33 protein-coding genes and 1 riboswitch are annotated in these 25548 nt (G+C 28.9%); of the genes, 9 read left to right on the forward strand and 24 right to left on the reverse strand.

Annotated elements, in window-relative coordinates:
- Positions 1-375: 375 nt before the first annotated feature.
- Positions 376-696 (reverse strand): hypothetical protein, encoded by a 321-nt coding sequence (locus tag NRK67_13815; protein UUV18352.1) that lies wholly within the window; start codon positions 694-696, stop codon positions 376-378.
- Positions 697-919: 223 nt separating this feature from the next.
- On the opposite strand from NRK67_13815, the gene NRK67_13820 reads away from it, so the two are divergent.
- Positions 920-1138, forward strand: a complete 219-nt coding sequence (locus tag NRK67_13820) for a hypothetical protein (protein ID UUV18353.1) — start codon at positions 920-922, stop codon at positions 1136-1138.
- A 126-nt stretch (positions 1139-1264) separates the two neighbouring features.
- Here the strand turns inward: NRK67_13820 and NRK67_13825 are convergent, their stop codons facing one another.
- The 4 genes from NRK67_13825 to NRK67_13840 all read right to left on the reverse strand — a co-directional run bounded on the left by NRK67_13825 (position 1265) and on the right by NRK67_13840 (position 4777).
- Positions 1265-2164 carry a fatty acid desaturase gene (locus NRK67_13825; protein ID UUV18354.1) on the reverse strand — a complete coding sequence of 300 codons (900 nt, stop codon included), beginning with the start codon at positions 2162-2164 and terminating at the stop codon, positions 1265-1267.
- 615 nt (positions 2165-2779) lie between these two features.
- A complete protein-coding gene (locus NRK67_13830) occupies positions 2780-3172 on the reverse strand; it encodes a flavodoxin domain-containing protein (protein ID UUV18355.1) in 393 nt (130 codons plus the stop codon).
- Between the two features lie 169 nt (positions 3173-3341).
- Positions 3342-3701 carry an FMN-binding protein gene (locus NRK67_13835; GenBank protein UUV18356.1) on the reverse strand — a complete coding sequence of 120 codons (360 nt, stop codon included), beginning with the start codon at positions 3699-3701 and terminating at the stop codon, positions 3342-3344.
- A gap of 38 nt (positions 3702-3739) precedes the next feature.
- On the reverse strand, positions 3740-4777 hold the full coding sequence (locus NRK67_13840) for a hypothetical protein (GenBank protein ID UUV18357.1): 1038 nt from the start codon (positions 4775-4777) through the stop codon (positions 3740-3742).
- 297 nt (positions 4778-5074) lie between these two features.
- On the opposite strand from NRK67_13840, the gene NRK67_13845 reads away from it, so the two are divergent.
- The gene (locus NRK67_13845) at positions 5075-5482 is read left to right on the forward strand and encodes a DoxX family protein (GenBank protein UUV18358.1); all 408 of its coding nucleotides are present in this window, start codon (positions 5075-5077) and stop codon (positions 5480-5482) included.
- Positions 5483-5597: 115 nt separating this feature from the next.
- On the opposite strand, the gene NRK67_13850 is transcribed toward NRK67_13845, so the two are convergent.
- The 5 genes from NRK67_13850 to NRK67_13870 form a co-directional block, all read right to left on the reverse strand.
- Positions 5598-6236, reverse strand: a complete 639-nt coding sequence (locus tag NRK67_13850; protein UUV18359.1) for a Type 1 glutamine amidotransferase-like domain-containing protein — start codon at positions 6234-6236, stop codon at positions 5598-5600.
- Between the two features lie 3 nt (positions 6237-6239).
- Entirely contained in the window at positions 6240-6743 is a 504-nt protein-coding gene (locus tag NRK67_13855) for a GNAT family N-acetyltransferase (protein ID UUV18360.1), read from the reverse strand.
- 10 nt (positions 6744-6753) lie between these two features.
- Complete coding sequence (locus tag NRK67_13860; protein ID UUV18361.1) at positions 6754-7119, reverse strand: hypothetical protein; 366 nt, start codon at positions 7117-7119, stop codon at positions 6754-6756.
- A 569-nt stretch (positions 7120-7688) separates the two neighbouring features.
- Positions 7689-8201: a GNAT family N-acetyltransferase gene (locus NRK67_13865; protein UUV18362.1), complete on the reverse strand. Its 513-nt coding sequence runs from the start codon at positions 8199-8201 to the stop codon at positions 7689-7691.
- 139 nt (positions 8202-8340) lie between these two features.
- Positions 8341-9156 carry a MipA/OmpV family protein gene (locus tag NRK67_13870; protein UUV18363.1) on the reverse strand — a complete coding sequence of 272 codons (816 nt, stop codon included), beginning with the start codon at positions 9154-9156 and terminating at the stop codon, positions 8341-8343.
- A 197-nt stretch (positions 9157-9353) separates the two neighbouring features.
- Here NRK67_13870 and NRK67_13875 point away from each other — a divergent pair, with 197 nt between their 5' ends.
- The gene (locus NRK67_13875; protein UUV18364.1) at positions 9354-10025 is read left to right on the forward strand and encodes a hypothetical protein; all 672 of its coding nucleotides are present in this window, start codon (positions 9354-9356) and stop codon (positions 10023-10025) included.
- A gap of 132 nt (positions 10026-10157) precedes the next feature.
- Here the strand turns inward: NRK67_13875 and NRK67_13880 are convergent, their stop codons facing one another.
- From NRK67_13880 to NRK67_13900, 5 genes are all read right to left on the reverse strand, one after another.
- Entirely contained in the window at positions 10158-11267 is a 1110-nt protein-coding gene (locus NRK67_13880; GenBank protein UUV18365.1) for a GGDEF domain-containing protein, read from the reverse strand.
- Between the two features lie 482 nt (positions 11268-11749).
- Positions 11750-11911 carry a hypothetical protein gene (locus NRK67_13885; protein ID UUV18366.1) on the reverse strand — a complete coding sequence of 54 codons (162 nt, stop codon included), beginning with the start codon at positions 11909-11911 and terminating at the stop codon, positions 11750-11752.
- A gap of 23 nt (positions 11912-11934) precedes the next feature.
- Complete coding sequence (locus tag NRK67_13890) at positions 11935-12891, reverse strand: permease (protein ID UUV18367.1); 957 nt, start codon at positions 12889-12891, stop codon at positions 11935-11937.
- 193 nt (positions 12892-13084) lie between these two features.
- Positions 13085-13621, reverse strand: coding sequence for a sigma-70 family RNA polymerase sigma factor (locus tag NRK67_13895; GenBank protein ID UUV18368.1), 537 nt, complete (start codon positions 13619-13621; stop codon positions 13085-13087).
- A gap of 193 nt (positions 13622-13814) precedes the next feature.
- Positions 13815-14744, reverse strand: a complete 930-nt coding sequence (locus NRK67_13900) for a hypothetical protein (GenBank protein UUV18369.1) — start codon at positions 14742-14744, stop codon at positions 13815-13817.
- 541 nt (positions 14745-15285) lie between these two features.
- Between NRK67_13900 and NRK67_13905 the strand changes: the two genes are divergently transcribed.
- Positions 15286-15681: a hypothetical protein gene (locus NRK67_13905; GenBank protein ID UUV18370.1), complete on the forward strand. Its 396-nt coding sequence runs from the start codon at positions 15286-15288 to the stop codon at positions 15679-15681.
- A 100-nt stretch (positions 15682-15781) separates the two neighbouring features.
- The gene (locus tag NRK67_13910) at positions 15782-15931 is read left to right on the forward strand and encodes a hypothetical protein (protein UUV18371.1); all 150 of its coding nucleotides are present in this window, start codon (positions 15782-15784) and stop codon (positions 15929-15931) included.
- A gap of 52 nt (positions 15932-15983) precedes the next feature.
- Here NRK67_13910 and NRK67_13915 read toward each other — a convergent pair whose 3' ends face one another.
- Positions 15984-16790 (reverse strand): mechanosensitive ion channel, encoded by an 807-nt coding sequence (locus NRK67_13915; protein UUV18372.1) that lies wholly within the window; start codon positions 16788-16790, stop codon positions 15984-15986.
- A 262-nt stretch (positions 16791-17052) separates the two neighbouring features.
- Here NRK67_13915 and NRK67_13920 point away from each other — a divergent pair, with 262 nt between their 5' ends.
- The 3 genes from NRK67_13920 (at position 17053) to NRK67_13930 (ending at position 18485) form a co-directional block, all read left to right on the forward strand.
- Positions 17053-17343, forward strand: coding sequence for a hypothetical protein (locus NRK67_13920; protein ID UUV18373.1), 291 nt, complete (start codon positions 17053-17055; stop codon positions 17341-17343).
- Positions 17344-17513: 170 nt separating this feature from the next.
- Positions 17514-18002, forward strand: coding sequence for a toxin-antitoxin system YwqK family antitoxin (locus tag NRK67_13925; protein UUV18374.1), 489 nt, complete (start codon positions 17514-17516; stop codon positions 18000-18002).
- Between the two features lie 96 nt (positions 18003-18098).
- The gene (locus NRK67_13930; GenBank protein ID UUV18375.1) at positions 18099-18485 is read left to right on the forward strand and encodes a replication initiator protein A; all 387 of its coding nucleotides are present in this window, start codon (positions 18099-18101) and stop codon (positions 18483-18485) included.
- Positions 18486-18597: 112 nt separating this feature from the next.
- Here the strand turns inward: NRK67_13930 and NRK67_13935 are convergent, their stop codons facing one another.
- Positions 18598-18786: a hypothetical protein gene (locus NRK67_13935; GenBank protein UUV18376.1), complete on the reverse strand. Its 189-nt coding sequence runs from the start codon at positions 18784-18786 to the stop codon at positions 18598-18600.
- A 76-nt stretch (positions 18787-18862) separates the two neighbouring features.
- Complete coding sequence (locus NRK67_13940; protein ID UUV18377.1) at positions 18863-19660, reverse strand: tetratricopeptide repeat protein; 798 nt, start codon at positions 19658-19660, stop codon at positions 18863-18865.
- Positions 19661-19807: 147 nt separating this feature from the next.
- Positions 19808-19906, forward strand: a riboswitch (purine riboswitch).
- A 69-nt stretch (positions 19907-19975) separates the two neighbouring features.
- On the opposite strand from NRK67_13940, the gene ade reads away from it, so the two are divergent.
- Positions 19976-21709 (forward strand): adenine deaminase, encoded by a 1734-nt coding sequence (gene ade / locus NRK67_13945; protein ID UUV18378.1) that lies wholly within the window; start codon positions 19976-19978, stop codon positions 21707-21709.
- Between the two features lie 147 nt (positions 21710-21856).
- Here the strand turns inward: ade and NRK67_13950 are convergent, their stop codons facing one another.
- The 6 genes from NRK67_13950 to NRK67_13975 all read right to left on the reverse strand — a co-directional run bounded on the left by NRK67_13950 (position 21857) and on the right by NRK67_13975 (position 25496).
- Positions 21857-22072 (reverse strand): hypothetical protein, encoded by a 216-nt coding sequence (locus NRK67_13950; GenBank protein ID UUV18379.1) that lies wholly within the window; start codon positions 22070-22072, stop codon positions 21857-21859.
- Positions 22073-22179: 107 nt separating this feature from the next.
- A complete protein-coding gene (locus NRK67_13955; protein ID UUV18380.1) occupies positions 22180-22371 on the reverse strand; it encodes a hypothetical protein in 192 nt (63 codons plus the stop codon).
- 115 nt (positions 22372-22486) lie between these two features.
- The gene (locus NRK67_13960; protein UUV18381.1) at positions 22487-22789 is read right to left on the reverse strand and encodes a hypothetical protein; all 303 of its coding nucleotides are present in this window, start codon (positions 22787-22789) and stop codon (positions 22487-22489) included.
- A 212-nt stretch (positions 22790-23001) separates the two neighbouring features.
- A complete protein-coding gene (locus tag NRK67_13965; protein ID UUV18382.1) occupies positions 23002-23439 on the reverse strand; it encodes a MarR family winged helix-turn-helix transcriptional regulator in 438 nt (145 codons plus the stop codon).
- Between the two features lie 685 nt (positions 23440-24124).
- On the reverse strand, positions 24125-24979 hold the full coding sequence (locus tag NRK67_13970; GenBank protein UUV18383.1) for a hypothetical protein: 855 nt from the start codon (positions 24977-24979) through the stop codon (positions 24125-24127).
- Positions 24980-25028: 49 nt separating this feature from the next.
- On the reverse strand, positions 25029-25496 hold the full coding sequence (locus NRK67_13975; GenBank protein ID UUV18384.1) for a cyclic nucleotide-binding domain-containing protein: 468 nt from the start codon (positions 25494-25496) through the stop codon (positions 25029-25031).
- Positions 25497-25548 lie beyond the last annotated feature (52 nt).

Consider the following 25548-nt stretch of genomic DNA (forward strand, 5'->3'; position numbering starts at 1 on the left):
TAGCAATTAAAATAACTATTAAAAATAGAGATATTACCTGAAAATTGCAGGTGAAATCTAAGGTCGATTCTCAACAATGTATGCTGATGAAATCCCAAAATAAAGCAAAAAAACATGCCAAGCTGCCTCTTAAAGGCTTACTTGACATGCTAAAATTTTAAACCTATACTTGAAATAATAAAGATTCATAATTTTTTATTGTATTAAAATTATCATAAGAACTATTTTTTATTTGCAGATTTTCTGGACATCCTAAAATATTTTTATGAATTCTCCTTTTTAATTAACTAACCGTGGACAAAATTCTAAGAAATTTCCAGACAAAAGAATAAAATTAGTAAACTCTCGATTACTTTGATTGATTCAATTTATTTTTTATCGAAGATAATGAAATATATTTAATAAATTTTTTTTTATTATTTTATTAAAGCTTTTTTTTATTTTATTATTCCCTCTATTTAATTCATCTATAAATTCTAAGACAGCCTTACTTTGGATTTCTTTTAGATATCCATTCTTACAATTTCTCAATATTGTTTCTACCATACCAATAGTCTTATCATAATCATACCTGGTCAATAATCCTCTTGCCAGTGCTATATCTGCTAAAATTTTATGTTCATTAGCTGCCCTTCTAATTTCATTTGCTTCTGTTTTCGCTGCTCCTAGATCTCCTAATAATACTTTTTTTATCATAACTCACTCCTTAATTTATTTTTAATTCTAAAAATCAAAATAATCATACACCTTGGTCCCAGACCATGAGACACAATTATTTTCATCGAAATAAAAAAAGATCTAATTCTTCTACGAAACTCCTATATCTATTCTATTAATTCCTAATATATATATATACGTTTTAAAGCTTTCTCAATTTTTACCATATAATAGTAGTTATATATCAAAAACTATTAAAAAGATGGAATCTAAAGGGTTCATAATTAGAGAGTCTATTTCAAATAAGAAAATTATTAAATTATCTGAAATAGCTTTAAAAACATTAGATTTAAGACCAGGTGGTAGGGAAGAATTTTTAACATTTCTTAATGAAAATGGACTGACAGTTGAGGAATTGAGAGGTTTTTTCTTTACTATGAATAAATTTTCTAAAATTCTTTCTAATACTTGTGAAGATTAGAAGATTTGACTTCAGAGTTTCATGGGACTTGTTATCGATAAAAAAATCTCCAAATTAGTGTAGTTGCTGTTACACTAATTTGAAGATTTGCATAAAACTTAAGATAGATCTCTTCTGCTAAAAAAATTATTCTGATAAATCTTCCCCGCTTATTCCCCTTAACATAAGTTTAAAATATTTTTTTAAGGTAACTATATTTGCTTCTTTAGGTAGTGGTACTGTATTTGGAAAAGGTCTTAGGTATTCTCCAGGGAGAGTATGATGAAAAACATGTTCTTTAGGGTCGTTATGGGTAAGTATTAAGAATAACTTTTCAACAAAACCAAAAGGCGCTATGTTTCGCGTGATCAAGCTTCTTTCTTTATAAGACCCCTCCTTAAGTAAAAATCCATGCTCTGATAATTGAGATTGATGTAAAAAAAATGAATGCATCCAGATACTCAAAAGGTAGCATATAATTAATTGGGTGACCTCAATCTTAAAAAATATTATAGATAATGCAGCTATAGTAGAATAGATACATAATATTAAAAAGATAGAAATCAGATGAGAAAATACAGAAAACTTTTGTTTTGTCTTGGGGTTATTTGGTAATATAAGTGATTGAAGCCCTATAATAAAAGCGGCTCCAATAATGAATTCAAATATTCGATAGAATATTTTAAAGGTGCGGTGCTTAATTTCTCCTATAGGATAAAACTCAATATCATCATAGGTATGAACTTTTGAATGATGAGAGCCGTGTACAATTCTATAAATTTGTGGATCCATAAATATTAATATCCCATAAATATAATAAAGTTTTTTATTATCAATATTAGAAAGATATTCGTGCCAAGTTTCATGAAACAGATAACCCAATAAGCAAAACAAGAAATTCCCTATAAAAAAAATATAAAGAAAAAATATTATCTTGTGAGAGGAATATATTTTAGGAAGAAAAAAGAAATAAACCAACCATAAAGGAATTACTAAATAAAACTTCCAAGCCTCTTTTTCAAGTTTTTCTTTTGATACTAAATTCATGATAACTCCTCCTCGTTAATGAGATATAAGTTGAAATAGAAATTGTTTCTATTTTTCTTATAATTTTAATTGCAATATAATATAAAGTTTTTTATTATCAATATTAGAAAAAATTCCATGAAACAGATAGATATTCCCTATAAAAAAAATATAAAGAAAAAATATTATCTTGTGAGAGGAATATATATAAAGAAATAAACCAACCATAAAGGAATTACTAAATAAAACTTCCAAGCCTCTTTTTCAAGTTTTTCTTTTGATACTAAATTCATGATAACTCCTCCTCGTTAATGAGATATAAGTTGAAATAGAAATTGTTTCTATTTTTCTTATAATTTTAATTCTAATATAAATAAATCATTCGACAAAATTCCAATAGATAATAAAATAAATACTTTAAATATATATCACGGAAATACAAAATATCCTTCTATTTTATAAATTTAAGCAGCTCGTTAGTATGATTGCTTAAAAATTAATTTTAAAGATTTCAAGTACTCTTGCTAATTCAGATTTTTTTTACCTAAAAGAAGAGCTCCTAATTTAGGAGCTCTTCAAATATTTATTAACTTTTAAACTATTAAAATATATTTTTAATTACAATTTTTTATTATTTTAAAAAAAAATCGAATATCTTTCATAAAGAGTTTCCTCTATAGAATCTCTCTGAACTCTTAATCCATTCCCTATAACTTTAGCTCCTAACCCTTCTATTTTTTCTATCCATTTATCCATCCATGACTCATCCCCTGAACCATAACTACCAAATAGCCCTACTGTTTTCCCTTTTAATTTATAGTTGAGATTATCTATAAATGTTTCCATTTCTAGACTCAGTTCTTCATCTCCATAAGCGGCACAACCTAATATAAGAGTGTCCTCCTCTTTGAGAATATCAGAATCAAAATTATTAATGTTTTCTACTACTGCACTATCAAGTTTTTCTTTAAGTTTTAAAGCTACTTTTTCTGTGTTCCCTGTTTCTGTATAATATAAAATATATAACATTTCTATCATCTCCTTATTAAGATATATTTTAATTTTTTATTCAAAAATATTGTAACAAATTTAATTTTAATTTTCGGTAACATCTGTTACTCTTTTAACTAATTTTTTTTATAAAAAAAGTATAATCAACTATCTTTATCTTTGTAGAAGCATAAAAAAAAACATCTCTTTATTTAAAATTAACTCCTGCTTTTACAGCAGCTTCCCTTACAGCTTCTTTGATTCCTTTAGATGTATAGGTAGCTCCTGCAACAGTATCCACTTCTAAACTCTGATTCAAAATAATTTCCGGGATCAAACTATTTATAGCTGTTTTGGCTATTCCAGGAGTGTCCCCGTGTTTTGTTACTATAATGTTTTTAATTTTCTTTCCATCCACAGTAACCCTGACTCTGACCTCCCCTAAAAAACCCTTGCCTTTTCCCTCGTATTCGGGCAGAGCTGTAACCTTATCATAAAGGACTACAAATACTGCAATACAAACAAATGCTATTAGAAACTTCTGCCTAATATTTTCAATTCTTTTCATTCTTAAATCCCCCCTAAACTATCTAAAACTTTCTTCTTTTAAAAACGGCCCTTAATAAGATCTTTTTCATCAAGAACACCGGCTTTTACCAACGCATCCATATAAGATGTATTTTCCCGTGACATACGCACTGTAGATCCAGCTATCCCGTCAAATGAATTTTGAACAGTTTTAGTTGCACCGGCAGTTATATCTATTCCAAAATAATTATTTTTATTGATAGCTCCAGAGTACTTCTTAGGAGACCAGTCTATTAATGACTTTATCTCATTGACATTTTTACCAATAAGATATTCTCCAATGGCATTATAATTCCCCTTCCAGCCTCCGTTAGAATGGAATCCGTATTTAGCATCCATCTTCTCAGGAACTCCGTTGTTAAACCTCACACCTAAAGCAGTAAGAACCTCAATAAGAGTTGAATCTTTATCCGTTCCCTTTAAAATCCCCCGTTCTTTAATTACGTTATTAAAAGGATGTATTGCATACAAACTTTTCCCTTCTAATTTAGACCATTCTTTTGGTTTTAACATTCCACTTTTTGAAGTTCTTACCGTAGGGACTAATTCTTTATTAATAGTCAGATCCTCAAATTTTGAATTGAAATCAAACCCCGGTTTAAACTTGGCTTCCAGCTGGTAACGAATAACAGCATCTACTATTGCAAGAGCCACTGTTCCATCACCATTTACTGCTACAGCATAAAATCCCATTTTGTCGTTAGTTTTTATATCAAACATAGATATTCCTTTCTTATATTCAGGACCTGGAGTAGCTTTTACAGGATCTATTGAAAAATCTACTGACACATCTGCTTCAGGATTATTTCTAGCTATCCACCTGCCACTTTTTAAAACTAAAAAATCTATTTTTACGTCTGAAATTGTTCCATCCTTTTCCAAAGTTAAAGCTGTTTCGATTTTTTGTTTAGCTTCTTTTTCAGTGACACCCTTAGAGTGGCCCTTCCAGTATATCCCCTTATATGTCCCGCTATAATCTTTTTCGCCTCTAAATCCACATGCTGTCAGGGAAAAGATTAATACACCTGCCCCCAATAACATTAATTTTTTTTTCAAAATGATACCCCCTTTTAATTTGATAATAAAACAATTCTAACACAAAATATATTGTAAGTGAATAAAAAATGTTTTTATTATAAAATATTAATTTTCAAATAAAAATTAAATAGCGAAAAACTTAGATTTTTTTCTATTCATTATCAGTATTTATAAAAAGAATTAAAGTAAATGATTTTTAAGATACATAGTAATTATGGTAATAATTACTGCATTTTGAAGAAGGAAATTAATTGCAATTTGTGTATATTCTATAAATTTTTAATTTATTTTTTTATCGATTAAAAGGAGGTTAAAATGCAGAAAGGTGATTATGGTATTTTTATGTTGAGATTAGGGCTGGGTATATTTTTTCTAGTGTTTGGTATTTTAAAATTTGTTAGTCATGAACCCATGTTAAATATGGTATACCCAATGTTCTATAAAGGCATGGCAGTATCTCATTATATCTATTTTTTAGGTGGGGTGCAGATACTGCTCGGAGTAATGATCATAATTGGATGGAAAACTTCTCTGGCTTCAACTATTTTAGCATTGATGCAATTTTCAACTGTTATAGTTACAATACAAAAGATTATTGCACCATTTAAATTCTCAGAAGGAATGCCACCTAACTTTTTATTTTTTAGCGCTATCCCAATTTTAGGAGCTTTAATTGCTCTAATGCTAATTGGACCTGGAAAAATGAGTTTAGATAAAAAATAATTTTTTATTAAAAAAGCTCTTCTAGATATCTTAATCTAGAAGAGCTTTTTCTTGTACCATAAAGTACTATTGAGGTTTATTTTGAATTACATTTTTTGTAAAAACGATATAAACTTTATTTTAATTTTAATGTTCTCCCTCTGTCTAATAAGTAGATATCACCAAAAAACTCTAAAGTTGAGGTTACTTTTATTGCACTGTTATCAGTTATAGCAAAAATTAAATGATCACTTGATAATTCAGTTAATTTCTCATTGAGATCACTCTCGGTTGGTTCAAAATGAGGAATGACAGTAATTGGACTGATTCCAAAGCCATCATACACCTTATTAGAACTGTCTAGATTATCTTTAAATACCATAGATGTTTCTCCCAAATTAATGGCCCCAGCAGACAACCCCATTAAGACACCATTAAATTCATCCAGTACTTTTTCCAATTGATATTCTTTGATAAATTTAAATTGATTTAATGTATCGCCACCACTCAGAAAAACAGTCGTAGCATTTTTTATTATGTTTTTGGCTTCATTAGAAGAATATCTTCTATCCAGTAAAATAGAATTTTTAAAGTCAATTCCAATATTTTTAAATAATTTCTTAGTTAAATCAAAATATTTTTTGCTTATATCTGTGTTTCCAGGAATAGTTGGAATAAAAACAAAGTTATCTATATTTATATCATTTTTCAAGTTTTTTCCTATCTCCTTTGGAAAGTTGTTATTAAAATCGCTGAATAAATAAATTTTCTTCATATTTCACACCTCTTTATTAATCGTTATCCAATATCTTTTAGTTTCTTCTACTATATTCTCAAGAACTCCTCTGTTATCTTCTATTATCTTTTGAGAACCTATATTATCAATACTACATGTAATTAATACTTTCTCCATCCCTTCTTTTCTTAATAGATCCAGACACAATGAGAGCATCTTTTTTCCATAGCCTTTTCTTCTATAATCTTTTTTTATATAATATCCGATGTGCCCTCCTCGTTTAAGTAGAAATTCATTTATTTCTCTTCTTATACGAATAATCCCACAAGGTACTCCATCTGCATAGAGCAAATAAGTTGTCTGGGGTATCCTTCCCTTCTTTAAGTTAATTCCTAAATCCTCATTATATCTGTCCTCTAAATATTTTTGGAATTCATCTAGGGTTATAGAATCTAGTGACTCCCAATCACCATTGGCTGCATCTTGAAGTAAATGAAAAACTTCAATAGGTTCCTTTAATTCTAATTTTTTTAAATATGTGCTCATTTTTCCTCCCTTAATCAATCTTTTCCCCATCTTTATAATTCATTTTTAGTTTAATTTCTCCATTTTCATAATAAGCGATTGATTCTCCGTCTTTTTCCCCGCCTTTATAATTTGCTTTAAGTTTGATTTCTCCACCTTTATAATAGGTGAGCCATTCTCCATCTTTTTTCCCATTTTTATAATTCCCTTTAAACATAACCTTTCCATTTTCACAGTATCCAATAACTTCTGCATTTTTTAATTTATTTTTAAAATGTCTCTCAGGTTTCATATTTCGTTCATATGATTGACTTTGATCAATTGATTTTCTATAACCAATTAAACTTATTTTAATTACTGATATCAATAATAACAGCAGTAACAGTATTTTTTTCATGGTTTACACCTCTTTTTTTATGACTAAATTTAAAGTATTCCTATATACTTTATACTACAAACCCTACATAAAATCAATATTCCCTTAGTAATCGGTAGGTGATTCCCCTGAATTTTTAATGGTATATTTACTTATTTAAGAGGGGTTTTTAATCAATCGAAAGAGTTGATCTGAAAATTTTAGTGGAGTGGAGATCTATTCTAAATTAAAAGGAATTAGTATATTTTTACTCTATTTTCAACCTAAAATAAGTCCACTGGATGGACCTTTAGTATTTTCAGTGGACTAAAGAATTTTTAACCTCTCTATTAACCTCTCTAAGGTAATAGTACCAATAGATAAATGAGCTCTCACTTAAGAAGTTTCAGCAGCTGAGATAAGCACAATGGGAAGTTTTTAGGAGGGATATGAGGAGATATTTTGAATTTCCTTATTTCTAATCCCCATTATTTGAGAAAGAGATAAAGATAGACCTAAGGGTTCCACCCCTAGGTTTAAGTTTTTTATTCTATTCACGAGTATCAAATTTATTTTTATTTAGAAAAATTAAGATAAAAAAAATATTTAATCTACACTAATTCCAGTACCATTACATATGCTTTCTTGACTTTATCTTTTAATGTTACATCTGCTTCTCTTATAGTTTTATAACCCAGGTTCTCCCAAAATTTTAACCCCTTAATATTGTCTTTAACAACCCCTAGTGTAAGCGACTTCCCACTGCCTTTTAAAACCATCTCAATTAAAGCATTGTGAACTATTTTTCCGACCCCTTTATTTCTATTTTTTTCCTTCAAAAGAAATAATCCGATGATCCATTGATCTATTACAGGGTAATCCTTTATAAGGTCTATAATCCCTACCAGCTCCTCCCTATAAAAGACTCCTAACACAAACTTGTCTTTAAATTCTTTCTCCGGCGGCAGAGCTGTCAGTATTTCTTCTGTATCTTCTTCTGTATGAATAGCACCGTTAACCATTAAAAAATAATCCTCGCATTCATTGCACAGTTGATCTATAGATCCCATATCATCTAAATCCAGAGATACAATTTTTATATTTTTATCCACTATTTTTTTCATCTTTTATCCCCTTTTATCTAAACATTTCTATTCTTTCTTACCTTAATTTTAAAGGCTCCCCTTTAAAATATGTTTCATTATATCATAATACAGGTTAATTCTGATAAATCATAGGATTTAGTCTAAATACAGTAATTTTTTAAAAATCGTATCTCAAGCCTAATCCCATAAAATAATTTATTTGACTATTAACAATAGGAGAGTCTCCAATTTCATTTCCTATATATTGTATTTCTGCTATTGTAAACATAGACCATTTTGATGTGAAATTATATTTTGCCGTTAGGCCAACTGATGAAGCAAGCTCAAAATCATCAGGATTATAGACCTGGTTTAATTCTGTATTTTTAGGATTATTAACTTCATCTTCAGTTATACCGAAATAATAATCAACCATGTCGCTATCTAATAATGTGAGGTTGATCTGAGGAATAACCAAGAATTTTTTTGTTATAAAAATAGGTCTGATTATAGATATTTTACCTGAGTTACCTCTTTCTCCTCCTCTTATTTCAGTTAGGAGTTTAATATCTTGATATTTTGTCTCATAACTTAATCTAAGTCCAAATTCTACTTGTGTTTTTCTGTCATTGATTCCTTTATAACCCTTTTCCATATCTGAATTATTGAGTTGCGTTCCCCCAATCACTCCTCCAATACCTTGTAAAGAAAGCCCACCAAATAACTGTGAAAATCCAGTAATAGAAGTTTGAGAATTTAATTCTTTTTTATAACCGACTTCAGTACCTAAAATATAAAAATTTTTGCTGACTAAACCTATAATAGGAACATAACGTGTATTTTTTTCATCGTTCTTATAAAGTTTACTCCCATATCCTCCCATGAATCCTAAAGAAATTTTATAATCTTGCTCATTTCTTCTTTTGTTCATCTCATTTTCTGAAAAACTTAATGCAGACAATAAAATAAAAACTACTAAAATTATTTTTTTCATTTTTTCCTCCCTAAATTACTTAATTTGTATCGATGACTATTTTATCATTTAACTTTTTCTTTTAAGTGACAATTGTCGCTAGAAATCATAAAATTAATAATATATTTTTACTTTAAAAATTGATTTTCTAATTAAATTAATATAAAATTAAATTAGAAACCACAATTAAAAAATACAATCATAAAGAGGTTTAAATCATGATAACGTCAGATATACTTTCAAAACTAAATTTAACAGAGCTTATAGATACAAAATTTGAGGATTTTATAACAATAAAGAAATTTACTGAAGGAGATGTTCTACTAGATATCCTCCATAATAAATTAGGAGCTTGTTATATAGTAAAAGGACAGGTTGAATTGATCTCATATACTATAGATGGGAAGGAGTTCTATAGATATTTTTTCCCAGGAGATATAATTGGTATTGGTGAATGTTTTATCGATAAAAATAAAAATGAACTTGAAACAAAATTTGGAATGGATATGCATATATTAGAAAATTCCGAGATTGCTTATCTTCCATTTTTTGAACTGATAAGTTTAAAAATAGAGAAAAAAGATGAAATTCTAAGAAAACTTATTGTTATGACTACTAAAGAAAAATACAGAGAGAGCAGTCATTATTTAGGGAAGGCCTTATACTCTGATGAAGAGTTTATAGTTAAAGCTTTAGAGCATCTAAAAACCATAAAAACATCAAATACAAAAAAATTAGCTAAAGGGCTCAATATGAACCTTAGAAACCTTCAAAGGCTCTTGAAAAAATTAGAAAAGATGGACATAGTAACAAAGAATAGAGGAATTGTTTCAATAAAGGATTTTAAAAAATTCAATGAATATAAGAAATATTTAGAAAAAAAAATGTAATACTTCGAGAGTGAGCATACCTAGAATAATAAAAAAACATACCAAGAAGCCTTTTTAGGCCTTCTCGGTATGCTGAAATTTTAGGACTACACTTAAATTAATAAAATAACAACTTTATATCCCTCCTCTAACTTAAGAGATAAATATTGTTTTTTTCTTTGAATTCTTTGCCCTATACAGATTTTTATCTAACTGCATAAAATAGTCTCTTAAGTCTTTTTTCGAACCTAACTCCAATATCCCAATACTGATCCCAACCTTCCCGCCAAAATTATTGTAATAAATATTTAAGTTACAGACCTCCTCCACAACTTTTTCCGCTAATTCCAGCGCTTCTTCTTTAGAAACTTTAGTAATTCCACAGAGAAATTCATCTCCTCCATACCTTCCAATCTCTCCCCTATTAGAAAACAATTTTTTCAAAATTTCAGCAACCTTCATAAGAACTTCATCCCCTACAAAATGACCGAAGTTATCATTGACACCCTTAAAATTATTCAGATCCATCAGATAGAGGAAAACTTTTTCATTTTTTAAAATAGATTTTCTATAGACCTTATCAAAGGATTCATAAAAAAATCTCCTATTATAAATCTCAGTAAGATCATCATATTTAGAATACTTCTCTAAAATTCTATTTGCCATTAATATTTTTTTATTTTGAAGGGTATTATTGAGAGCAATACTCATAAAAGGAATTAACTCCCTGCATACCTCTATCTCCTCTATTGAAAAAGTATCCCTTTCATAGATCTGAAAAGTAAATGCTCCAATTGCATCTTTTTCTATTATCAAAGGTGTAAAATAAGTCGCTGTTGGAATTCTACCGATAAAAACTGCAGGACCTTCCCTTGTATTTTTTTCATAGATATATTCTTTTTTATCTAAAACTGCTTTTAATAATTTACTTGCACTCCCTTCACTATAGAGGATCTCCTCAAAGTCTAATCGTTCATTTTTCTCAAAGAAAAAACAGTCAGAAATTCTTTTTTCTTTGGGATAATTAACTGCTATTCCAATAGTACATTCTCCATAGCTATCTCTCAAAAAATTATATACTATTTTTGACATCTGCTCTATGGAGCTGGTAGAGACCAAAGCTTTTGTAATTTCCCTTACAAAATAAAGGATATCTTTTTCCCTCATCAATTTATGACACTCTTCTTTATTTCTCCTGTTATTTAATAAACTAACCCTTCTATAATTACTTTTAATAAATTTATTTATTTTGTTAAAATTCATAATAATTTCTCCTTTTCCACCATAAAACCAACAGAGTACTATTTTAATTTTTGAATTGTAAATTTAAATTATAAAATTTATTTTGATGTAAAATATCCTAGTAATTTCTTTAATATATAATCCCATTTTCACTCCTAATTATTGTTTTGTCAAGTTTTAGTTTTTTTTTGATATTTATAGATTAATATAGCATTTGTATTTATAAAGATAGGCGACAAATGCCACTACTTTTTTAAACTAACTTTGTTAAAATAAATAACTAAACTAAAATATAAGGAGTATTTAAAATAAAAAAAAGGCTACTTTCAACCCCTTTAGGGTGCTCAGTAGCCTTTTCTATTTTTCACCTCTCATCATCAATAATACCATTGGATTGAGCCCTTTTAATTTTAGGTTTTAAGCTGCCCCCTATACTACAGGAACAGTTTCTAGAAGAGCTCAGGAGAAACAAGATAGATTAATTTCTTAAAGTTTCATACATATTATTTCAATTTAGCAGCAGCAATCTCTTTATCCAAGTCTAAGGTGCAGCAAGATTTCTTTTTAGGTTCTTTCTGTTCTTTGACTTTATCTATCTCCTTATCTAAATCTACCAAACAACACCCTGTATCTTTTTTCCCAAGAATCTTCTTTAATAATGACATATTTTCACTCCTTATATTTTAATTTATATTATTGCATTAAACAAATACCCTACACCCATAATACCAATCCCAACAATTGAAATAAATATTCCAATCAGCTGAACCTTGATAACTTTTTTTAATAACAACATCTCCGGTAATGACAGAGCCACTGCTGCCATCATAAATGCCATTGTAGTTCCAACTCCAACTCCTTTTGCTATTAACGCTTCTGCTATAGGAATAATCCCTGCTGCATCTGTATAGAGAGGAATAGCTACTAATGTTGCAAATGGTACAGCGAAAAGATTATCAGCTCCTCCATATTTACCTAAAAATTCAGTAGGTGCCCAGTTATGAACAGCTGCTCCTATCCCAATCCCCACAATAATATATGGCAATAATTTCCCAACCACATCTTTAGTTTCCTTCCACGCATATATTAATCTTGTTTTCCCTCTATATACAGGTTCTTTAGTCTGATCTAGATGCATCTTATACACATATTCTTCAATATATTTTTCAACCCCTAATTTTCCTATGATGAGGCCCCCCACAACACCTATTACTATTCCTGAAACTGCATATATAGTAGCAATTTTCCAACCGAATATACTGAGAAGTATAATAAAAGCAGCTTCATTTACAATAGGAGAAGTTATCAGAAATGAAAAAACTACTCCTGTGGGAATCCCTGATTCAATAAAACCTATAAATAATGGTACGCTGGAACAAGAACAAAAAGGTGTAACTACTCCTAATAAAGAGGCCATCAAGTTTGATTTTACCCCCTTATGAGTCTCCATAAATCTTTTAATTTTAGATGTAGAGATAAAAGTTCTGATGATTGAAATTATAAAAATTCCTAAACCTAAAAGAATTATTATCATGCTGGCTGCATGTAAAAAATAAAAAACTACCTCTCCTAATTTAGACTCCAACGATAACCCAAAGACATTTTCAACTAACTTAACCCACTGTGTATCTAACCAAGTAAACATAATTGCATCTCCTTTAACATTTTTTTCTTAACACTTATATAGACGACAATGAATAAAAAAAGTTGCATATTTTTTATTGGATAATAAAAAAACAGCAAATTAATTTACTGTTTTTAAAGTTTTCATAATGTTAGATCTGCTCCGAGTTACTAGTATTTAGCCGATTCTTTATTGTCAAAAATATTACTCAGTTTTATCTTTTTTTATAGTCTAAAATATTTCCAAACTTGTCTATTTGAAAAACACAGCACTCATCCAGCTGATTTTTTAACTTTTCCTTTGCTCTTTTCAACCTGGATTTAGATGTATTTTCCTTGATCTCTAATCTCTTACTTATCTCTTTGTGACTCATATCTTCGAATTCATACAGTTTAATTAATTTCTTTGAATCCACAGGAAGTTCCTCTATAATTTTTTTCATGCTGACCAATATCTCATCATTTAAATTATCTTCCTCTTCCTCGGTCATCTCTATATGATGTTCTTCAAATTCCACCTTTTTCAGTCTATAACATCTTTTATAGCAGTCATTTATGGTATTCCTGGTTATTTGGTATATCCAAGATACTATTTTTTTTTCATCATTGAGTGAGTCAATATTTTTATGCAGTTTAATATAGATATCTTGAAGAATATCCTCTGCATCCTCTTTATTTTTTATTCTTTTCTTTATAAAAAATAATAATTGGGTATTTAATTCTTCCCAAACCTTCAATAATTTTTTTTCCATGGGTATAATATCTCCTTTATTTATAATAGTATACTTATATAGACTTTATAATTAAAAAAAAGTTGCATTTTTTATTTTTTTATATAAATTTTATAATCAATCAAATAATTGCAGATAAAATAGTTCAAAAAATTTATAATAATCCTGTAAATTTACTTGTTTTATTTACAGCAGATCTGCTTATAAAATAAAATTATTTTTCTAATTCCACTTTTACTTGTTTTACCTCATCTTTCGGCATTACCCTGTTAAATACCAGCGTAAATATTACCGCAAAAAATATCCTCCCCCAGAATATACCTATCATCTTTGCTCCTAAAGGGATCATCAGAAGGGTATCTTCTATAAGGGCATGACAAAGACTCATAAATACGGCCACCAGAAATAGATCTCTCCTATTATAGTTTCCTTCCCTTGTTTCTTTTATGATGAGTCCGCTCCCATAGCTGATTCCCATGGTAAGACCAACTATACATGTCAGTGACAGTCCTGGATCAATTCCCAGAAAAGACATCACCGGAGAGAACTTGTCATTTATCCAGTCTATGACACCTATTTTTTTTAACCCCTCCATGAGGGCTAAAAGAATAAATATAATAAGAAATATTGTTATATATTTTTTTAGCTCCCCCAGTATCCAACTTGTAATTCCTGAATCTGACTCCTTTATTGTAAACCTAAAGACTGCTGTTTCCTGGTAGACGTTAAAAAATTTAAATAATAAATTTAAAGATCCTCCCGCTATTACAGCACACAATACCCTTATGCTCAAAATTTTCCAGGGTTTTGCTCCTGTTTCCGATATGACCTTAAGCTCTACCGGAAGGGAGTGAGCAAATAAAATTATACTGGCCACTATGGTTATCTCTGCTACTGTGAATGCATTATTTTGTGCCATGGTAAATAATACCAATATCCCACCGTATATATTGGTTATCATGGCTGTTGCCCATACAATCCCCATCTCCCCGCTAAGTCCCATTATTTTCATCAATGGGGACAAGGTCTTAGAAAGGATATCTATTATTCCAAAATTACTTCCGACCTTTACTAAAATACTTATAGGCAGCATTATCTTCAAAAGCTTTAAGCTAATCCTTGCACTTTCTTTTAATAATTTCATTTTTTCTTCTCCTCCACAATTAATTTTTTCTATTTCAATACTTTTGCTTTTATAAACTAAATCTTTTACAAAAGATCTATAGTAAAAATTTGAATTTAATATAATTATATGTCATTATAAAACATTAGTAAAATGAATTCTATTATTTCAACATATTAATCTGATTCATATTTTTTTTAGCTGTATTTTATAATGAATATATAGGTGGGTAATTAATTTAATTAGAGGTTAAATCATTAATAAAGGAAGCGTTTATCTAAATTTTATAGAAACTGAAAAATCTCAGACTACTGGTGTCGAAAGAGTAGAACTTTGAAAAAACCTATATGAGGGAGGAATAACTTCTTCTTGCGGAAGGGAAAAAAAGTATTAGAGTAAATGAAGATCCTTGTCCTTGTTCTTGTTCTTGTTCTGATAAGACCCAGAGGAGGATGTTTAAATAGATAAAATTAAGTTGATATAAATAAAAATTTAAGTTATATTACTATTGTTATAGATACTCAAAATTTTATTAAGAAACAACACTTTAGGAGGAGAATCGATGAAGGAGAAAAAAATGGATCTTTCTGTATTAGGTATTATGATTTTTTTTACAGTAATGGACCTATTCATTACAACAATTGAACCCTCAATAAGTTCTTCTACTAACCTTAATATATTAGAATTTTTCAAAGGATTTGGAAGTATTATAGTTATAGTTAAGTTTGCCAAAGATTCTAATTATAAGTTTGGTTATCTTTTAAGTGGCACTTTTACAATAATAGTCTTAGAATTTATGACATTTTCTTTTATTGATTTTTATTTTAAAATGCCAAATTTGTACTGGACAATATTAATTCAAGGAGTCATTAGTGCTTTTCTCTATTCATATATCTTTCAATCCTTTAAAAAATATTCCTATGAATCTATGAAGGAATTGGAAGTTTTTAAGGATTAAAAAAATAGTATTTTTACGACAATTGTCGGTAATATAATTTTATTAAATGTTAAAATAACTATAGTAAAATTATATCCGTTATTTGAATGAGGAGGAGAGAATGAAGACTAAAGTAAAATATAAAACCCCATTAAAAAAAGACCAACAAAATAAAAAAAATTTAAAAATAAAGGATGAAAGAAAACCAAAACAAGTTTGGAACACCCTTTCTGAGATAGAGAAATTAAACATAATCTGCCTGCTTTTTTAAAAATAAAAAATCAGGAGTATTTCTCCTGATTTTTATTTATTCTTATATTTTTTTACTTGTCCATATGAATATCCATTTGTGGATATGGAATTGATATTCCTGCCTTATCAAATTCAGCTTTTGCCATTTTCATAGATTGAAAATATACAGCCCAATAATCTGGAGTATTACACCAAACACGGTATACAATATTTACCGCTGAATCACCATACTCTATTATTTCTACGAAAATATCTGAATTCTTTAGGATTTTTTCCTGAGATTTGGCTATTTCAACTAATACTGCCTTTGCTCTATCCAGATCGTCATTATATCCTACACCAAAGGTAATATCTACCCTTCTTGTTGGGTTTTTAGAGTAGTTCATAAGAGTTTCATTGGATAATTTACCATTTGGAATAACGATTCTCTTGTTATCTACTGTATTTAAAAGAGTGGCAAAAATTTGAATTTCTACTACCGTCCCACTTACTCCATTGGCTTCTATAAAATCACCAATTTTGTAAGGTTTAAATAGGATAATTAATACTCCCCCTGCAAAGTTAGCTAAACTTCCTTGAAGAGCAAAACCAACTGCTAAAGAAGCCGCACCTAATACTGCAACAAAAGAAGCTGTTTGAATCCCTAAAGTTGAAATTATAACAATAAATAAAAAAGTGTATAAGAGTGTATTAACAATAGAATGTAAAAATTTTCTCAGAGTTATCTCTGTTTTCGTAATCTCCATTTTTTTATCCACTAACAACATTAATTTACTGATAACAAACTTCCCTATAATCCATATTATGACTGCGTATAGAAGCTTAAGACCATAATCTACAAAAAGTTTCGATAGATAGTCAAAATCTATATTTTTCATGATGTACCTCCTAAAATAAATTTAATACAGATTATTATAGCAGAGAATTCAGATAAAAATTAACTTTTTTTGAAAAAAATATAGTTCTTAATCACATTTCCTGTATATGAATTTTTTTTATTGATTTCACACTGAATATTACTTTAATTTAATTTTTATTAACATATTTTAATTAGCGTTTTACTCAATAATCAGTTAATATATTATATATAGATAATATATTAACTGATATTTATAATTTCAATGAAAAAAGGGGGAAATTGTGAAAGGATACGCTATTTTAGAAGAAAGAGAAAATTTAAAACTACTTTGCTTGAGAGGCGGATTTTCTATAGAGCAAGTATTAAATTCAAATAATAATTTTTTAGGAGAAAACCTCAGTGATCATATTAAAAAAGAGCTCTGTATATCAAACATTAAGCTTGGCATAGATAATAATAAAAAATATAAATTTTATGAACTGGAACTAAAGACACTGCCTTTATACCTCAATAATTTTTTTAAATTTTTAAGAACTTTTACCGGTGGCATTCTAATTACGTGTGAAAAATAAATTTTTTAAAGTGTAAAAAGAGATATAACATCTCTTTTTTTTATTTCTCATTATTTTAAAAAGAAATCTCTTATATTAACATGAGGAAAATTAAAATAAACTTAACCTTGACTTATTTAATATTAAGATATATTATTTTAATAGAAAAAGACTACAAGGGAAGTGAAAAAGTGAAAAAAAGATTATTAGTTGTATTTGTTTTATGTTTAATTTTAATAAGTTGTGAAAAAAGAGAAGAACTATTTTCTAATACACAAAAAAAAGATGGCCTTATTTATATCACAAATGAAGGGAGACCATATACAGGGGTTTTAGTTACACACTATAAAGATGGACAGATCAAGGAAAAACTTAATTTTAAACAGGGTAAGTACGACGGGAAAAATTTTTCTTATTATAAAAACGGGCAGATCAAAGAAAAATTTAATTTTAAAAATGATATGTTAGATGGAGAAGTGATCTCCTACTATGAAGATGGACAGATTGAAGCTAAATTTAATTTTAAACAGGGCAAGCAGGAAGGAGAAAATTTTTCTTTTTATAAAAATGGACAGATTGAAATGAAACTTGATTTCAAAGAGGGTCAATTAGATGGGAAGATGATCTCATATTATGAAGATGGACAGATCAAAGATGAAATAAATTGGCAGGAATGGTAAGACAGATAAAAAATTATAAGTTTATTAAAGGATTATAAACTCTATTTTCTAATAACCTACAATAGGAGTTATTAGAAATTTAAAAGGAGGAAAATAATGTGGAAAATAAATAAAAACCTCATAATAACAAAGAAAGATCTTGAAGAAGATAATAAATATATATACGAAGTCGACCGTTATGGTCAATTTCTTTTCCCCAGTTGGGTGCTTAAGTTGGATTTAACAGATAATGCATTATATGTATATATTGAAATACTTAACAGACTTTTAAGTTTATCCATAAAAAATAATTGGATAGATAAAGATGATAAAGCCTATATTTATTACGACGGAGAAGAACTTCAAAAAAAATTAATTGGTAATAATATTATTTTTAAACCTGAAGAAGATATCGGTAAAATTTTAGATCTCCTAATTAACAGAGGATTTATTTTGAGAGAAAAGACAAATAAATATTACTTTAGACATATAAAATTTATGTAAAGATTAAATTTATTCAGAGATTTATATAAAGAATTATAATCTAAAATAGAAAAAAGCATTGATTAATTAAAATCACTGCTTTTTTATTTTTATACAGCTTTAAATTTGGGGATCAGTCCTTATATTTTTCATACTCCTTCTCCATGGTTTCTGTAGCTTTTTTTAATTTTTCCTGGGATTCCATATAGATCTTTTGATGTTTAATAATCTCATTATTTTTTTCATTTTGAGATCTTCCTGTATAAAAATTTACCAAGATAAATATCAAAAAAAGCACTATTAAAAGTTCTATAATTTTCATTACTCCCTCCTTTTTATTATTTAAATAATTAATGTACTGTCGATTCGATTTTTCTTGCCATCACTTAAATTTATTATTAAAATCCTCGTCTTTTAATAATTTCACTATAATCCTGAGCTGCTCCCTTATGATCTCCTATTTTTTCCTTTGCTCTGCCTCTGTCGTTATATATGTCTAGATAGTTTGGATCGAGTTCTAGTGCTTTATCATAATCTTTTATTGCTCCTCTGTAATCTCCTAATTCAGCTTTCACTAATCCAATGCCGTAATATCCATCTACATAGTCTGGATCAAGTTCTATTACCTTTTTATAATCTTTCATTGCGCCCCTGTAATCTTCTAACATCTCCTTCACTAACCCTCTAAAGTAATACCCGTCTGCATAGTTTTGATCTAGCTCAACTACTTTGTTGCAATCCACTATCACTCCTTGAAGATCTCCTGACATTAATTTTGCTACCCCTCTATCATAGTATGCCTCTTTATAATTTGGATCGAGCTCTATTGCTTTATCTAAATCTTTTATTCCCCCTCTATAGTCTTCTAATATAATTTTTATATTCCCTCTATTGTGATAGGGATCTCTATAATTTGGATCTATTGCTATTGCCTCACTATAATCTTTCATAGCTCCTCTATAATTCCCTAAATTTGTTTTTGCTATCCCCCTGTGATTATAAGTTTCTTTTATATAAAGATTTAATTTTATTCCTTCATTATAATCCTCTATTGCCCCTTGATAATCTCCTAACTCATATTTTAGTAATCCACTATTGAGGTAGATATCTTCTTTTGGTCTTTCATCACTATCAAACTTAGAGCATCCTGCCAAGACTAAAAGCAATAAAATTATCCCTATAATTTTATTTTTCATCTTCCCACCTCCCTTTATTTAATTTACAATTATTTTCTAGACTATCCTTCATAAGATCTAAATTTATAGGCCTCAAAATAATAAAAAATTATATAACGATCTATTACAATTAGAAATTAAAGTTGACAATTTTCAAAATAAAATATATAGTATATAAAATAAAATAATCGTATAACCCCGATAATTTGGTTTGGGGGTTTCTACGGGAAACCTTAATTTCTCATTACAAAATGAACGCTTTTATAGCAATTCATTTTTGTGATGGGATTTTTTTATTTAACTATAGGTAAAATTTATATAAACGGAGGTAACACAATGAATAACAAAATAAAGCATTTAATTGATGTAGCATCAAAACGAAAAAAAGCGGAACTTCTGCTGAAGAATTGTCGAATTATTAATGTATTTTCAAAGGAAATAATAGAAGGTAATTTGGCAATTGATTCTGGAAAAATAATAGGGATTGGAGATTATCAAGGTATACATGAAATCGATCTAAATGGTAAATATCTATCCCCAGGATTTATTGACAGCCATGTTCATATAGAAAGTTCTATGATCTCTCCTGGTCAGTTTGCACGGGCAGTAGTCCCTAAAGGTACAACCAGTGTAATTGCAGATCCCCATGAAATAGCCAATGTCTGTGGTTTAGAAGGTATAAAATTTATGATTGACTCCAGTGAAGATCTTCCCCTTAACGTCTATTCTATGCTCCCTTCATGTGTACCGGCAACACCATTTGAAAACTCGGGAGCAATACTAGAAGCCCAAGAATTAAAGGAGTTAATTGATAATCCTATGGTACTGGGTCTAGGAGAGATGATGAACTATCCAGGGGTAATACAGGGTGACAGTAAGATCATAGACAAATTAAAATTAGCTCAAGATCATAATAAAATAATAGATGGTCATTCCCCTGAGATCAGCGGTGAAGAGCTAAATGCATATATAATAGGCGGAATAAAAACGGATCATGAATGCTCCACTGTAGATGAGATGCAGGATAGATTGAGAAAGGGGATGTATATTTCCATAAGGGAGGGAAGTGCCGCCAAGAATCTAGAAGCCTTAATAGAGGGAATCACCCCAGAAAATGAAAGCAGATGTCTGTTTTGTACAGATGACAGACATCCAGAGGATATAATAGAAACCGGGCATATTGACAACAATGTGAGAACTGCTATAAAAAATGGGATAGACCCAATAACAGCAATTAAAATGGCAACTATCAATGTATGCGAATGTTATGGTATAAAAAATTTAGGAGCAATTGCTCCCGGATATGACGCAGACTTAATAATTGTAGATTCTTTAGAAAATTTTAATGTATTAGAAGTTATAAAAAATGGAAAGTTTGTCGCAAAAAATGGTAAAGCCCTCTTCCAGGTAAAAAAGGAAGAAATTACAAAGGTTAGTGGTACTGTAAATTTCAAAAAAATTCATGAAAAAGATCTAAAGATCAAGCTGACAAGTAATCGTGTCAATGTCATGAAATTATTGCCTCATAGTCTTTTAACTGAAAAAGTAATCCGTGAAGTAGAAACAGATAATAAAGGCTGCTTTATATTTAACAAAGGTAAAGACATTCTAAAATTAGCAGTAATTGAAAGACATAACGCCACTGGAAATATAGGGTTTAGTCTGGTAGAAAACTTTAATCTTAAGGGTGGGGCCATAGCTTCTACTGTTTCAAATGATTCCCACAATATCTTAGTCATAGGAGATAATGATCACGATATGCATCTTGCAGTAGAAGAGATTGAAAAAATACAGGGAGGAGTGGTTATAGTCTCTAATGGTAAGGTATTGAAGAAACTAGAGTTGCCAATCGCGGGATTGATGTCTGATAAACCTATTGAGATAGTAAAAGAAATTCTCGAAGAGATGCTCCAGATAGCTTATGATAAATTGGGCGTAAATAGAGATTTAGACCCATTTATGACTTTGGCATTTTTAGCCTTGCCTGTCATTCCAGAAATAAAAGTTACAGATAAAGGTTTATTTGATGTTGTTAATTTTAAATTTATAGATATAAGTGTTAATGGTTAAAAAGATTAATTAAAACAAAAATAAAAAAACCAGATTATTTTCTGGTTTTTTTCTTTATCCTCTTCATTCAAATATACTAAAAATATATTTAGCGGCTATACAATCTAAATTATGATAAAAATATTTTATCAATCGGGTAAAATATTCTTAACTATTTTTATCTAATGGCTTATAATTATCAAAAATATTGCTTATCTTTACTGAATCCTCTGTATTCAATTTATCCTGAGAAGTTTCTTGTTCTTGAGATTTCTCCTTTTTATAGTTATCAAATATATTACTTATTTTTACCGTTGACCCTTCCTCACTTGAAAAAGATAACGAACCCATTACCAACATCATACCTAATATTATTTTCTTCATATCTACGCCTCCTACAGCTATTTACTTACCCTCTAAAAATTATTCACTTTCGGATAATTGTTTTAAAAAAATTTTACCACGTTATTTATTATTTACATCTAAACGATTTAACTACCAAAAATATTGCTTATCTTTATTGAATCCCCTGTATTCAATTTATCCTGAGAAGTTTCTTGTTCTTGAGATTTCTCCTTTTTATAGTTATCAAATATATTACTTATTTTTACCGTTGACCCTTCCTCACTTGAAAAAGATAGAGATCCCATTACCAACATCATACCTAATATTATTTTCTTCATATCTACGCCTCCTACAGCTTTACAGTTTAATTTATATTCTTAAAACAAATTCATTCATTTCCGGACAATACATTTAAAAAAATTTTACACTATTAATTATATCTAATGACTTTAATCACCAAAAAAGATGATTTAACATCATTTTTCTTTTTAACTCTTCCCTAGGACAGCTAGCTTTAGCCCTTAATTTTAAATCCTCAAAATCATTTCTATCTATATCTTTATCATTAAAAAGTAATCTCTCATCCCTAAAAACATTGCTCAATATTACTTTTCTGTTTTGCTTTAATTCTTTTTTGACGTGAGTAGCCTCAACCCTTAATTTCAGATCATTAAAATCGTCTCTATCTATACCCCTATCGTTAGAAAAAGTTAAAAAAACCATTACCAACATCGTACTCAATATTAATTTTTTCATATTTACTTCTCCTATAACTATATAGTTTATTTTTTAATTCCTCAATATTAATTATTCATTTTCGGATGATTGATTTAAAAAAATACGGTTTCCAACGTTATTAACAAATTAAATGGGGAAAATTCCCCTAAAATTTTATTATTATTGAATAAATAAAGTTTATCCGATTTCGGATGTTTTGTCAATTCTATTTTATAATATTTTTTTCGACTCTATTTAACTGGTTTTTTAATATTATCTTTCATATCCATAAGTATTATTTTTAAGTCCTTCTTCTGAGTTTCAGACAGTCCAGATGTAATTTTTTCTAAAAATTCAGATGCTATTTCATCAAAGTCCCTTGCATATTTTAATCCTTCTTCAGTAAGTTTTACGTACAGGTGCCTCTTGTCTAGAGTGCAGCTTACTTTTTCGACAAGTCCCTGTTCAGAATATTTACGTAAAATATCACAGAGTGTTGATTTAGATTTTCTCCATCTATGTGCTATCTCCTTAAACTCTAGACTATTATTAGTGAAAAGTACCATAAATAAACCCACATGCTTCCCTTCGATTGGTATCTCTCTTTTTTTTAATTCAACTTTAAGATAGTCAGCATAGCTGTTGCTGATATGATATATCATTCCTATTATAGAACTTGCTAAAACCATATTATTACCTCCATTATTATCTATTTATAACATCGTATACGATTCCGAATGAATTGTCAAATATTTTAGTTTGCTGGAGGGATATCATACTATTCCTTTATTTTTGAGATAAAATCCAGGTTTATTAAAGACATATAATTTTGGACAGTTTTTTTATTGAAAAATTATATAAAATTTAAATTTTCAATAATAGATTATAGTCAATATGCAAAATTATCTATCAATAGTGTTAAAAAGTTATCGTTTTATTTGACAACGTTAAATTTATAGTGAAATATATATTATAAACATATTTCAAAATGAAAATAATAGAGGAGGCTAAATATGAATAATATGGAAGTAATAAGAAGATTTCTTGGCTGGTGCTCTATAATCAATATTGGATTAGGTCTATTTTCACTAATCTTTATAACCTCCCTCCGAGGCCCGATTTTACGCATTCATTCTAAAATATTTAACATAAGTGAAGAAGATTTATCCCGTGGATATTTTCAATTTTTGGGTCATTACAAAATTGCCACAATAATGTTTAATATCGTACCATACCTTGTACTAAGAATAATATATTAATTTTTAATCCCCAAAAATAAGTAATAGAACCATTTTTTAATCAACTTAGAGTAGATTATCTTAGTTACATACAAAAGGGAGATCGATTTAATCCGTCTCCCTTTTAACTTTATCCCTACATATGATATTCAATCTTTCTTTCCTCGATTACTTTTGGTTTTTCATCCTCGATACTGATTTTTTTAATCCAGTTATCATTTTCATCATACTTATATCTGTATATTGTTTTAGACATGATTAAATAATTCTCAAATTTAATCATTGTAGTCAGATCGTCTTTTTCTTTATTCTCATATTTAAAATTTTTAATAACAACATTCCCTTCTGTTATTACCTTTACTTCCAGTTTTCTTCCTTTACCGTCATATTTAATATATGTTTCTTCCTCCACTTCATCACCAGACCCATAATATATAGATTCAAGTACCCTTCCCTTTCTGTCATATTCAAATTTGAATTTAGAGTTCAGGCTGCCCATTAAATCATAACTATTTTTTTCAACGGCATATCCTTTATCATTCCTTATATATATTATTTTACCCATGAACCTACCTTTAGAATCAAAGTCACTGGTTTCAATCAGATTCCCTTTATCATCTATCCTGTATATTGTTTTACCTGTAAATTTATCCTTAGAATTAAAGTCCCTTACTTCCATTAACCTTCCACTATCGTTATATCTATATAACCTTTTCATCTGAATCTGATCGTAGGAGTCGTATTCTCCTTCTTCTATTTTAACTCCTTCCTCATTAAAATAGAAGTACCTATTATCCTGACCGGAACTACTCCGGGCACCCTTTTTTATCTCTCCAAATTTTAACTCTGCATCATATGTGGAGTATTTAACTGATTTAACCTTCCCCTTTAGATCTAAAAATTTAGTATGAGTTTCTCTAGCCTTCTCGCGGCCTCCACAGGCAGATAATAAAATTATTAAAGTCAATGCAGTAATTATTTTTATTTTCATATCAAAACCATCCTTATTTGGTTTTTATCCTTGCAAAACAACTAAAACCTTATATGACCTCTTTAGATTTTTGTTTTTTTACATAATCTTTTAAAAATTTTAAATCTCTGGCCAGATCCCTGGCTACATTTAATATTATCTTTACAAAAAGTTTAGGATCTTTTTCGCTCATCTCTATAAAAAAACTTTTAGCAATTACACCCAGTTTAATATCTGTTTTGGCCATTGCAGATACCAGTTGTTTTTGGATACCTATGGTAGCTGAGGTCCCAAATAAAAGTCCTACCTCTCCATGGGCTATTTTTTCTTCTAAGATAAAAAAATCCATCTCTCCCTCTAAAAGAATATAAATATTTTCTGGAGAATCTCCCTCTCTGTATACATAGTTCCCGGCCTCGACTTTTTCCTCATGGATATACTCCATTATATTATGTATCTCTTCATGTGACGTTCCTCCAAAAAATGAAAGTTGAGGAACAATCTTAAAAATTTCTTTCTCTAATTCATTTTTTTTCATGGTATTTATCTCCTCTCATCTGATTTTTTTATTCTTTCTGTACTCTCCCTGT

This window comes from Fusobacteria bacterium ZRK30, from assembly GCA_024628785.1.
Classification (GTDB): domain Bacteria; phylum Fusobacteriota; class Fusobacteriia; order Fusobacteriales; family Fusobacteriaceae; genus Psychrilyobacter.

Bases quoted from the DNA above. Each gene is read 5' to 3' on its own strand.
- NRK67_13815 (UUV18352.1), bottom strand. From the start codon at position 696: ATGATAAAAAAAGTATTATTAGGAGATCTAGGAGCAGCGAAAACAGAA.
- NRK67_13820 (UUV18353.1), top strand. From the start codon at position 920: ATGGAATCTAAAGGGTTCATAATTAGAGAGTCTATTTCAAATAAGAAA.
- NRK67_13825 (UUV18354.1), bottom strand. From the start codon at position 2,164: ATGAATTTAGTATCAAAAGAAAAACTTGAAAAAGAGGCTTGGAAGTTT.
- NRK67_13830 (UUV18355.1), bottom strand. From the start codon at position 3,172: ATGTTATATATTTTATATTATACAGAAACAGGGAACACAGAAAAAGTA.
- NRK67_13835 (UUV18356.1), bottom strand. From the start codon at position 3,701: ATGAAAAGAATTGAAAATATTAGGCAGAAGTTTCTAATAGCATTTGTT.
- NRK67_13845 (UUV18358.1), top strand. From the start codon at position 5,075: ATGCAGAAAGGTGATTATGGTATTTTTATGTTGAGATTAGGGCTGGGT.
- NRK67_13850 (UUV18359.1), bottom strand. From the start codon at position 6,236: ATGAAGAAAATTTATTTATTCAGCGATTTTAATAACAACTTTCCAAAG.
- NRK67_13855 (UUV18360.1), bottom strand. From the start codon at position 6,743: ATGAGCACATATTTAAAAAAATTAGAATTAAAGGAACCTATTGAAGTT.
- NRK67_13860 (UUV18361.1), bottom strand. From the start codon at position 7,119: ATGAAAAAAATACTGTTACTGCTGTTATTATTGATATCAGTAATTAAA.
- NRK67_13865 (UUV18362.1), bottom strand. From the start codon at position 8,201: ATGAAAAAAATAGTGGATAAAAATATAAAAATTGTATCTCTGGATTTA.
- NRK67_13870 (UUV18363.1), bottom strand. From the start codon at position 9,156: ATGAAAAAAATAATTTTAGTAGTTTTTATTTTATTGTCTGCATTAAGT.
- NRK67_13875 (UUV18364.1), top strand. From the start codon at position 9,354: ATGATAACGTCAGATATACTTTCAAAACTAAATTTAACAGAGCTTATA.
- NRK67_13880 (UUV18365.1), bottom strand. From the start codon at position 11,267: ATGAATTTTAACAAAATAAATAAATTTATTAAAAGTAATTATAGAAGG.
- NRK67_13885 (UUV18366.1), bottom strand. From the start codon at position 11,911: ATGTCATTATTAAAGAAGATTCTTGGGAAAAAAGATACAGGGTGTTGT.
- NRK67_13890 (UUV18367.1), bottom strand. From the start codon at position 12,891: ATGTTTACTTGGTTAGATACACAGTGGGTTAAGTTAGTTGAAAATGTC.
- NRK67_13895 (UUV18368.1), bottom strand. From the start codon at position 13,621: ATGGAAAAAAAATTATTGAAGGTTTGGGAAGAATTAAATACCCAATTA.
- NRK67_13900 (UUV18369.1), bottom strand. From the start codon at position 14,744: ATGAAATTATTAAAAGAAAGTGCAAGGATTAGCTTAAAGCTTTTGAAG.
- NRK67_13905 (UUV18370.1), top strand. From the start codon at position 15,286: ATGAAGGAGAAAAAAATGGATCTTTCTGTATTAGGTATTATGATTTTT.
- NRK67_13910 (UUV18371.1), top strand. From the start codon at position 15,782: ATGAAGACTAAAGTAAAATATAAAACCCCATTAAAAAAAGACCAACAA.
- NRK67_13915 (UUV18372.1), bottom strand. From the start codon at position 16,790: ATGAAAAATATAGATTTTGACTATCTATCGAAACTTTTTGTAGATTAT.
- NRK67_13930 (UUV18375.1), top strand. From the start codon at position 18,099: ATGTGGAAAATAAATAAAAACCTCATAATAACAAAGAAAGATCTTGAA.
- NRK67_13935 (UUV18376.1), bottom strand. From the start codon at position 18,786: ATGAAAATTATAGAACTTTTAATAGTGCTTTTTTTGATATTTATCTTG.
- NRK67_13940 (UUV18377.1), bottom strand. From the start codon at position 19,660: ATGAAAAATAAAATTATAGGGATAATTTTATTGCTTTTAGTCTTGGCA.
- ade (UUV18378.1), top strand. From the start codon at position 19,976: ATGAATAACAAAATAAAGCATTTAATTGATGTAGCATCAAAACGAAAA.
- NRK67_13950 (UUV18379.1), bottom strand. From the start codon at position 22,072: ATGAAGAAAATAATATTAGGTATGATGTTGGTAATGGGTTCGTTATCT.
- NRK67_13955 (UUV18380.1), bottom strand. From the start codon at position 22,371: ATGAAGAAAATAATATTAGGTATGATGTTGGTAATGGGATCTCTATCT.
- NRK67_13960 (UUV18381.1), bottom strand. From the start codon at position 22,789: ATGAAAAAATTAATATTGAGTACGATGTTGGTAATGGTTTTTTTAACT.
- NRK67_13965 (UUV18382.1), bottom strand. From the start codon at position 23,439: ATGGTTTTAGCAAGTTCTATAATAGGAATGATATATCATATCAGCAAC.
- NRK67_13970 (UUV18383.1), bottom strand. From the start codon at position 24,979: ATGAAAATAAAAATAATTACTGCATTGACTTTAATAATTTTATTATCT.
- NRK67_13975 (UUV18384.1), bottom strand. From the start codon at position 25,496: ATGAAAAAAAATGAATTAGAGAAAGAAATTTTTAAGATTGTTCCTCAA.